Origin of the sequence: Finegoldia magna, assembly GCF_018371055.1 — a bacterium.
Taxonomy (GTDB): Bacteria; Bacillota; Clostridia; order Tissierellales; family Peptoniphilaceae; genus Finegoldia; species Finegoldia magna_I.
Genome location: NZ_JAGYZD010000044.1, coordinates 1 through 9,882 on the forward strand (window position 1 = coordinate 1; position 9,882 = coordinate 9,882).

Genomic DNA, 9,882 nt, shown 5'->3' on the forward strand with positions numbered 1-9,882 from the left:
TCCGATTTTTCCTCTTAATCCCGCAGTACCAAATTCTAATGATTTGTAAAATCTATCTTTTATTTCTTCATCATTATCTTTTATTGACATCAATTCTTGTCTTGTTTCTACGTCGTAAGACTCATCGTTTAACCACTCATTATATACTTTTAAATAATCCATAAAAACCTCCTATTGATAATAAATTAAACCTTTATACAAAGATTTTTCTTTAAACCATTTTTCTAAATCATATACTCTCTTCTCGCCCCAATTTGAACATTCTATCTTCCAGCTTTCATCGTAATAAATCGCTGTAATAGTTACCCAATGAAATTTTACATCGGGATTTTTGTGATTTAAAGTAAGCATCAAAACTGGATATCCATTTGCTATTGCACCAATAATGTATGTTACGATGTTTCTGATTTTCCAAGTAAAATTATAATTTTGTGCTACCAAGCTCATACCGTTTTTCTTAGCGTACTTTCTAATACCATTATTCATCGGAAACAAAAAAGGTACACCGTATATTTTGGGCTTAACAAATGTAGAAATCTTATCTGCAAATTTTATATAATCAGTCTTATTTATCGGAATTCCGATAAAATTTTCTGGAACTAACTTAGCATATTCTTTTTTTGTATTTGCAATGTAGATAAGGAAATTTGTGATGGCAATTACTGAACAACCTTTTTTAGTAAGATAGTTTGAATGCAAAACATCTTCAAACCATTGTTGATCTCCACCAAAGAAGCCTTCTATACTCAAAATTTTATCTACATCTTTAAGTTCATATCTAGTATCCATTATTTCTCCATACTTATTGAATATACCCCGCTTTTTCTCGCATCAATCAAAATTAAATCATCAGTTATTTCTTGTTTAACTATCTTGTCTTGAAAAACTTTAGTACACTTTTTAAAACCACTAAAATAATCGTTCAAGTCAAATTCAAATTTATCTCCAGAGTTAATAAAAATCAAAAGAAAGCCAACATCATTTTGAATACTAAAACTTATGCAATAATCATTTACATCGTAAAATTTAATTCTTTTTCTTATTTCTTCATCTTTTATTATACTAAATTCCGAATGCATTTTCCTAAATTCGATTAGCGATTTTACATATTGGTAAACTTCTTCATTATCTTTTTTTAATTTCCAATCTACTGCATTAACCTCTAAAGGCAAATTGTAAGTGTTTTTGAATAGCGATTTACTTCTCAAAAATTCATTCCCACAGTGAAAAAAAGGAATGCCCTGACTGAACATTATTAAATCAAAACAAAGTTTAGTGGAAGTCTTAATATCTGCATTTGTTTTAAGTAATTTATCTTGAAGAATCAAATTATCATGAGAATTAAAGTAGTTTATGGTTTCATTTGTGTTTTTGCAAAAGCCTTGAATTTTTTGGTTATAATAAACAGATCCGCAAATTCCCGCTTCCAAACTACCTTTGTCCATATTTCCTTGTACAAAACCGATGGAACTATCATCATTATCGCCCTTTATTGCATTTCTAAAAAATGGATTGAAAAACGCAAAATCCTTGCCTTTTTGCAAACCAAAAGTCGTCCTTTTATCTTTTGATAATGGAGAATCATCTGCAATCCAAGGCTCTCCGTAAATTATAACATTTTCATCTTTTCGTCTTAATTTTTTTACAATTTCGTAAGTTGTTTTTAAATCAATTAGTGCCATCAAATCAAATCTAAATCCATCGATGTGAAACTCTTTTTGATAGTAAAGTAAGCTATCAATTATGAAATTCCTAACGAACTCATCCTCAGTATTTAATTCATTTCCGACTCCTGAACCATTTGTAAAATCACTATTTTCATCACGTCTATAAAAACGAGGATAAATCAGATTAAAAGGATGAGATTTATTCCTAAAAGTGTGATTATATACGACATCCAAGATCACACCGATATTATTTGCATGTAATGCTTGAATCATTTTTTTGAATTCAATAATTCTATTCTTGGGATTTTCTGGTTCAGTAGAAAAACTTCCCTCAATACAATTATAATTTTCTGGATTGTATCCCCAATTGTAATTATCTTGTGCATAATTTTCTGAATTTCTCTCATCGACACCTACAAAATCAAACACAGGCATCAAATGAACATGTGTAATTCGTAAATCTTTCAGGTGATTTATTCCCGAAACATCATTGTCCGAAACTAATCCCAAAAATTTTCCTCGTAAGTTTTCTTGGACTTCGCTTGATGAATCAGAAGAAAAGTCTTTAACAGATAATTCATAAATTATAGCATCATTTCTATTTGATACTTCATATTTTTCATCTTGAAACCCTTTAGGATTTGTAGATTGCAAATCAACTACACAAGATTTTAGGCTGTTGATTGAACAAGCTTTACAAAACGGATCTACAATTTCATACTTATCATCAATTTGATACTTATAGTAAACCCCATCTAAATTCCCTTCAACTTTGACTTCGAAGTATTCTCCAACTTTTTTCATATCAATTGAAGTGTATCTTACATCATCGTAATTTTCGTACAATAATAATTTGACATTATTTATTTCAGGAGCAAAAAGATTAAAAACTGTATAATCTTTATTGTAATTAAATCCTAACTCATACATTCATAACTCCCAAACTATTTATATAATCAATACCAAATTTTTTCGATATTTTAATATTTCTAATCACTTTTTCATTCCATTTACATTCATCCAAGTACATTTTTTGAATTGTATCATTCAATTCTACAAAATTATCCAATGATTTTATAACATTAAAACTGTCGTCGTACTTCTTTATTAAGTTCAAAATCACAAAAAATTCATCAATAACTTTTTGATTTTTCAATTTATCAATATTTTGTAAAATGAAATTCATTGCAGTAGATTCGTTAACTTCCAATCTACCTTCATCAAATTTGAAAACTCCTGAATTATTATCTATTTGATACACATTTTGATAAACGCTATTGTCACTAGCGACTATTATTGCTGCGTTATTCATGAAAGCGTAAGGATAAGTGTTAGAAACATCAAAGTTTTTGTAAGGTATATAATTAAAAACATCGCAAGCTTTAGCAAAATCTGGAACTTGGTCTAACATAATATTCTCTACAAAAACAAGTTTAATTTTTTCTTGTATATATTTATCTGAATTTATTATTTTTGACAATCCAGCGCATAAGCTAATAGTTTTCTTGCAAAACAGATAATCAAATGAACTCATGCCTCCTATAAAAAATGTTGTCGAAGTAATTGTTACGTTAACGTTATCTTTTAGTTTTAGATACAAATACAAGATATACAAAACATTCATCACTTGTCTTTTTCCTTCGTGAAAATCCGTTAGTTGCATATTAAAAATACTTTTCGCATTCACATTTTTTAAGTTGTATTTTGTAATTAAATTTTTCTTGTAAATTAATTTTTCTTCAAACAAGTTTTCCTTTTGAATATCATTCCCAAATAAGTTTTCGTTAAATCCATAAGTTTCTACTGATATTTTTCTCGCAATATTTTCATTAATATTAACAAATTCGCTTTTTGACAAAAATCTTTTCTGATATTCAGATCCAACGCTAATTTTTTTGGACATAAAAGCTAGTATATTAAAACAATCCAAGTAATTTTCTTGAATAATTTCTGGAAAACCGTTCATTAAAGCTTTTTCATTTAATTGTTGAATAATATTCTTCATGCTTTCATTTTGATACAAATAATTCAAATCCATTTTTTCAAATGATTCTCTGTGTAAATTGATGTTATAGTATCGAAAAATTTTTGTGCATTTTTTAAAACTTTGTTCAAAATCAAATCCTAAGTCCATGAACTTTTGCATAAACTGAATTATCACCAAAGCCATGTTAGTTTCAATTATGTTTATTTGAATATGTTCTTCTATTTCGTTCGTTTTATTAAAAATCTTTAGCTCATCATTAAAAATATCCTCAATTATAGATTCCGATAAAAATTTTTGTTGCAGAAATTTAACATATTTCCCAAATTCATTAATTTCTGGAGTATAAACAAATTGTCGAATTGAGTTGAGTTTATTTTCTTGACTGTAAATGTCTTCTAATTTCCCACATATAAAATTCTCATAATTAAGATTAGGATTTGCTTTTGGTACAAATAATCTTACAAAACTAACGTTGTTTCCTAAATAAGGAATGTCGTGAATTTGTGATTTTACTCTATTATTTTCTATTTCCAAATCATATTCATTTAACCTTTTGAAAACAACGCTGGTTTTCGGCCCGTGAAACGTCGTTTCGATTTGATTATCTTCTACTATTTTCTGTTTGAATTGAGAATTTTTGTAGAAAATAGAATATGCCTTGCAAAACTTACCTTGGTTACTAATTCTCTCAAACAAATCAACTGAAAATCTTCCTATATAACTTTGCCCCAAGTGTAAATCATTTTCGAAATTTACTACATCCCCATATTTTTCACCTAGAATGTGTTGGATAGATTTTTTCAAATTAAGTTTTTCTATATAATGTTGAAACAAATTTTCTAGCATTAATTCAAATGAAACAATGTAGAATCTCTGTGTTTTGTCTCTATAAATATCATTATAATTTTCAGAAATAATGTCTTTTATGACATCATTTAAAGCAATTCTGATTTCAAGTACACTTGCACTTTGAAGATCAACCAATGAATTATATGATAATTTAACTGTCAATAATTTTCTTAGTTGTTCTTCTAAAATAGCTATCATTTAATTAGCTCCTCGTAAAGTTTAATGTATTCCTTTGCTGATTGTTCCCAATCATTTTTAGAATTCATTGCGTGTTCTTGAATTACTTTAAAATCATCATTGTAATAAAAAGATATTGCTCTTCGTAATGTATACAAAAAGTCGTGTGCATTTATATTAGTAAACGAAAATCCATTGCCTTCTTTGGTGAATTCATTAAATGATTGAACTGTATCTCTCAATCCTCCAGTTTCACGTACTACAGGAATAGTTCCATATCTCATTGCAATTAATTGAGATATTCCACAAGGTTCAAATACTGATGGCATCATCAAAAAATCTGCTCCAGCGTATATTTTGTGTGACTCTTCGTTATTATAATAAATATTAGCCTTTAATTTATCGGGAAATTTCCATTCATAGTATTTGAACATTTCTTCATAAGAATATTCTCCTGTTCCCAAAATTATCACTTGAACATCTTCTGTTGTCAAAAACTCATCCATGATGTATCTAACAAGCTCTAAGCCTTTGTTTTCAACTAATCTAGTTACCATTGCAAACACTGGAACGTCCTTTTCTTCTAAGCCATACATCCTTTGTAGTGCTTTTTTATTTACAGATTTGTCTTTGATATTTTTCAAGGAATAATTCTTAAATAAATATGGGTCTGTTTGAGGATCCCAAATAGTCGTGTCAATTCCATTTGTAATTCCAGATATTTTGTAGTGATATTGTCTGATTACTCCGTCTAATCCTTCTCCGAAGAAAGAATATTTTATTTCATCCGCGTAAGTTTTAGAAACTGTTGTGACTTTATCGCTGAAAACTATCGCGCCTTTCATAAAATTAATTGCATCGTAGAATTTCAATGCATCTTCAGAAAAATACATCGGAGATAGATCAGTTTGCCTCAAAGAATTTGAACTGAAAACTCCCTGATATTTTAAATTATGAATCGTAAAAACTGTTTTTATTGACTCATAGAAAGGATCTCCTTTGGCAAAATCTCGTGCATAGACATTGACCATTGCAGTGTGCCAATCATTAGAATGGATAATATCACAATTAAAGTCGATGTATCGTAACAATTGAACGCAAGCTTTTGAAAAAAACACAAATCTTTCGCAATCATCATTTTCTCCATAAACATTATCTCTATAGAAATAATCTTCATTATCTAAGAAATAAAATTCTACACCTCTATGAACGTATTTAAATACACCAACATAATGATGCTTAAAATCCAAATCTATATAAAAACTTCCTTCAAATTTAAATTTATTTCTATATTCTTCACTTATCAATTTGTACAAAGGGATGACCACTTTTACATCATTGCCTTGTTTTTTCATTTCTATTGGTAAAGTTCCTGCTACATCTGCAAGTCCACCAGTTTTTATAAATGGATCAGCCTCTGCTGCACAATATAATATCTTCATTTACATTCCCCTATTTATCTTCCAAAATTGCGTTCTTTTTTAGTTCATATGGATAATTTGGATTACCAACGGCAGTTACATTTTCTTTGATTAGAACTCCTTTGTCTGTAATCGTATTGACAACTACAGCATTTTTTTCAATAATTGACCTTTCAAAAATCACAGAGTTTTTAATAACCGCACCTCCTTGAATTTCAACACCTCTAAAAATAATCGAGTTTTCTACTTTTCCATCAATTTTAACTCCGTTTGCTATTAGAGAATTTTTCACAGAAGCAGAGTCCCCATATAAAGCGGAAGGTTCGTCTTTTGATTTTGTAAGCAACAGACCATTTTTGAAAAATACATTATTGTAAATATCAGCATTTAACAATTTTAAATTCGCATCATAAAATTGTGTCAAATTTCTAATTACTTCGACATAACCATCAATCATGTACACGCCTATTTTTAATTTATCTAAATTAGAAATAATAACATCAATTAATTCATTGGAATTAGAATTTTTAGCTGCATCGTGAATTAAATCTAAGAAAACTTTCTTTTTCATGTATCCTATATTTGTCATCAAGTTAAATTCATCGTCAATTCCCTGATTTGTTCCTATACTAATCAGATTTCCATCATCATCCAAGTTTAATCTTGTTTCTCCGATGTATAATCCAGTGGCATTATCAACTTCTTTACAGAATAATAATATATCCAAATCTTCTTCGATAAATCTGTCATGTGAAACCGAAAAATCTTCCCTAAATATAACCATAGGATCGTAGAAGTACAGCTCTTCTTCACTAGATCTCAAATAAAAATCTCTAGTTTCATTATATGCTACTATTTCCTTACCTGCATTTTCAAAAGTTGGAGGGAAAATAACAAGTCCATTTCTTCTTCTGTTTAATTCGTAACTTTCACCATTTCCTAAGTGATCTAAAGTTGAACGCATGATTTTTCCACCATATAAAACAACGTTTGAAAATTCATTATTAGCGAAGTTACTCAAAGCGATATCTATAATTCTGTATCTTGCTCCATAAGGAAGCATATATTCAGGTCTAGAATCAGTTAAATATCCAAAATCTTGCCTACTTTTTCCACCGTATATAATTCCAATACAATTTTGCATAATATCCTCCTAGCACTCTTCAATTCCATCTTCGCTAACCAAATAAATTTTGTCAGAATTTTTTTCACCAATCACTTGATTTTCTTCTATAGTCATTGATTCTGCAACCACACAATTGTATAGTTTTGCTCCCTTCTTAATTACTGTATCGCTCAAAATAACAGAATCTTGAATATCTGTATCTTTTTCTACAGTAATAGATGAAAACAAAACAGAATTATTGACATTACCATAAATCAAGCAATTTTCATTGATTAGAGATTTTTTTACTGTTGCAACCTCGTCGACATAATGAGGAGGAAGATTTCTATTCTTTGTGTAAATTCTCCAACTTGTATCGTACAAATCAAGTTTATTATCCGGATTTAATAAATCAAGATTTGCTTGCCAATAACTTCTTACAGTTCCTACATCTTTCCAATATCCACCAAATTTCCATGCAAACACATTCAAGCCATCATCAATTATTTTAGGGATTATGTTCATACCAAAATCGTGTTTGGAATTTTTGTCTTCATTATCTTCTATCAAATATTTTTTCAAAGTGTGCCAGTTAAAAATATAAATTCCCATTGAAGCCAAATTACTCTTAGGATTTGCAGGTTTTTCTTCAAACTCTACAATTTTACCATTATCATCAGTATTCATAATCCCAAACCTACTAGCTTCACTCCAATCAACTTCCATAACTGCAATAGTAAGTTCACTATTTTTTTCTTTGTGATACTTCAAGATTTTATTGTAATCCATCTTGTAAATATGATCCCCGGATAAAATAACCACATATTCAGCATCTAATTCATCCAAATAATTCATATTTTCATAAATTGAGTTTGCAGTACCTTCATACCAGTTACCACCACTTTCAGTAGCAAATGGAGATAAAATCCTTAACCCACCTGAATTTCTCGACAAATCCCAGCTTGAACCATTTCCTAAATGCGAATTCAATTTGAATGGTTTGTACTGAGTTAGAATCCCAACATCTCTAATATCGGAATTTGCAGCGTTACTTAAAGCGAAATCAATTATTCTATATTTTCCGCCAAAAGAAACTGCTGGTTTTGCAACATTTTTAGTCAAAGCTTTGAGTCTTGAACCTTGACCACCAGCTAAAAGCATTGCAACTACTCTATTTCGTGCTTTCATAAGCCCTCCTATTTTTTATTGATATTTCTTAATTTATTTAACTTAATAAACATTGCAGAAAATGGTTCTATATCAACTGAAATAGAAAATTCTCTGTCATTATGCTTTATATTTTTTGAATAATATGGTTTGTTTCTATTCAAATTACCACCGTATTTTTTCATCGAAGAATTAAGTACAACTGAATAAAGAGCGTAATCGTCAACACCAACAGGATAATTTTTTCTTAAAACAGGTGTAAAATTAAATATGCAAATAATTTTCTCATTCTTCGAGTTAATTCTCTCGAAAATTATCAAAGATTCATTTGAATTATTAACATCTTCCCATTGAAATCCTGAGTAACTGCTGTCCAAATCATAAAATTCGTCATTTGTTTGATAGAATTTATTCAAATCACTCATGAATCGTTTTAGTTTTTGATGCTTTTCGTATTCTAAAACTTCCCATGTAACTTCTTTATATTCATTCCACTCATCAAATTGTCCTATATCATTTCCCATGAACAATAGTTTTTTACCAGGATGAGCAAACATAAATGAATATAAAAGTCTAGTTTGATCAAACTTTTCATCGTAAGTTCCTGGCATTTTACCAATCATAGAGTTTTTCATATGCACGACTTCGTCGTGACTAAATGGAAGAATATAATTTTCATTAAAAGCATACATAATAGAAAAAGTTAATAAATTATGATGGTTTTTTCGATAAATTGGGTCAAGTTTCATGTATTTTATAATGTCATTCATCCAACCCATGTTCCATTTAAAATCAAACCCAAGCCCATTTTTTTCTACAGGCTTTGTAACATTTGGCCAAGAAGTAGATTCTTCAGCAATCACAAATACACCAGGGACTTCAGATTTTATTGTTTGATTTAATTTTTTAATAAATTCAATAGCTTCTCTATTTTCTACACTTCCATCTTCATTTCTGATATCTTTTCCTGAAAAATTCAAATAAATCATATATGCAACTGCATCTACTCTTAATCCATCAATATGATAATACTTAAACCAAAATAGTGCCGAGGATATCAGAAAATTAACGACTTCTTTTTTTGAAAAATCAAAGTTCAAAGTACCCCATTGATCATTGTCAGCAAGATACTTATTTGATTTTTCAAATAAATTATTCCCATCAAATTTTCTTAAACCAAAATCATCCTTGCAAAAATGTGCTGGAACCCAGTCCATGATTACGCCGATATCATTTTGATGTAATTTATCTATCAAATACATCAAATCTTTTGGACAACCAAACCTTGAAGTAGCTGCAAAAAATCCCGTAAGTTGATATCCCCATGATCCGTCAAATGGATGCTCCATCAATGGCATAAACTCAACATGAGTATAATTCATTTCCTTGAGATATTTTACAAGTTCATCTGCAAGTTGAATATACGATAGATAATTTTCCCCATGTTTTCTCCATGAAGATAGATTAATCTCGTATATACTCATTGGACTGTGTATTTTATCAGTTTTT

Annotated in this window: 7 protein-coding genes; all 7 read right to left on the reverse strand. The window is 29.2% G+C overall.

The annotated features are described in order from the left end of the window. Window positions 1–171: 171 nt before the first annotated feature. Window positions 172–789: a hypothetical protein gene (locus KHW44_RS03220; protein WP_304065901.1), complete on the reverse strand. Its 618-nt coding sequence runs from the start codon at window positions 787–789 to the stop codon at window positions 172–174. After that, complete coding sequence (gene pulA, locus KHW44_RS03225) at window positions 789–2,597, reverse strand: type I pullulanase (protein WP_304065904.1); 1,809 nt, start codon at window positions 2,595–2,597, stop codon at window positions 789–791. The genes KHW44_RS03220 and pulA overlap by 1 nt, the downstream gene beginning before the upstream one ends. Further along, window positions 2,590–4,701, reverse strand: a complete 2,112-nt coding sequence (locus KHW44_RS03230) for a glycogen/starch/alpha-glucan phosphorylase (RefSeq protein WP_304065907.1) — start codon at window positions 4,699–4,701, stop codon at window positions 2,590–2,592. The genes pulA and KHW44_RS03230 overlap by 8 nt, the downstream gene beginning before the upstream one ends. Beyond that, window positions 4,698–6,122: a glycogen synthase GlgA gene (gene glgA, locus KHW44_RS03235; RefSeq protein ID WP_294685802.1), complete on the reverse strand. Its 1,425-nt coding sequence runs from the start codon at window positions 6,120–6,122 to the stop codon at window positions 4,698–4,700. The genes KHW44_RS03230 and glgA overlap by 4 nt, the downstream gene beginning before the upstream one ends. A 10-nt stretch (window positions 6,123–6,132) precedes the next feature. Continuing rightward, window positions 6,133–7,245, reverse strand: coding sequence for a glucose-1-phosphate adenylyltransferase subunit GlgD (gene glgD / locus KHW44_RS03240; protein ID WP_294685804.1), 1,113 nt, complete (start codon window positions 7,243–7,245; stop codon window positions 6,133–6,135). 9 nt (window positions 7,246–7,254) lie between these two features. Next, a complete protein-coding gene (locus KHW44_RS03245; protein WP_294685806.1) occupies window positions 7,255–8,394 on the reverse strand; it encodes a glucose-1-phosphate adenylyltransferase in 1,140 nt (379 codons plus the stop codon). 8 nt (window positions 8,395–8,402) lie between these two features. Continuing rightward, window positions 8,403–9,882: 1,4-alpha-glucan branching protein GlgB (gene glgB / locus KHW44_RS03250; RefSeq protein ID WP_304065911.1), on the reverse strand; the 1,480-nt coding region annotated here is incomplete at its 5' end.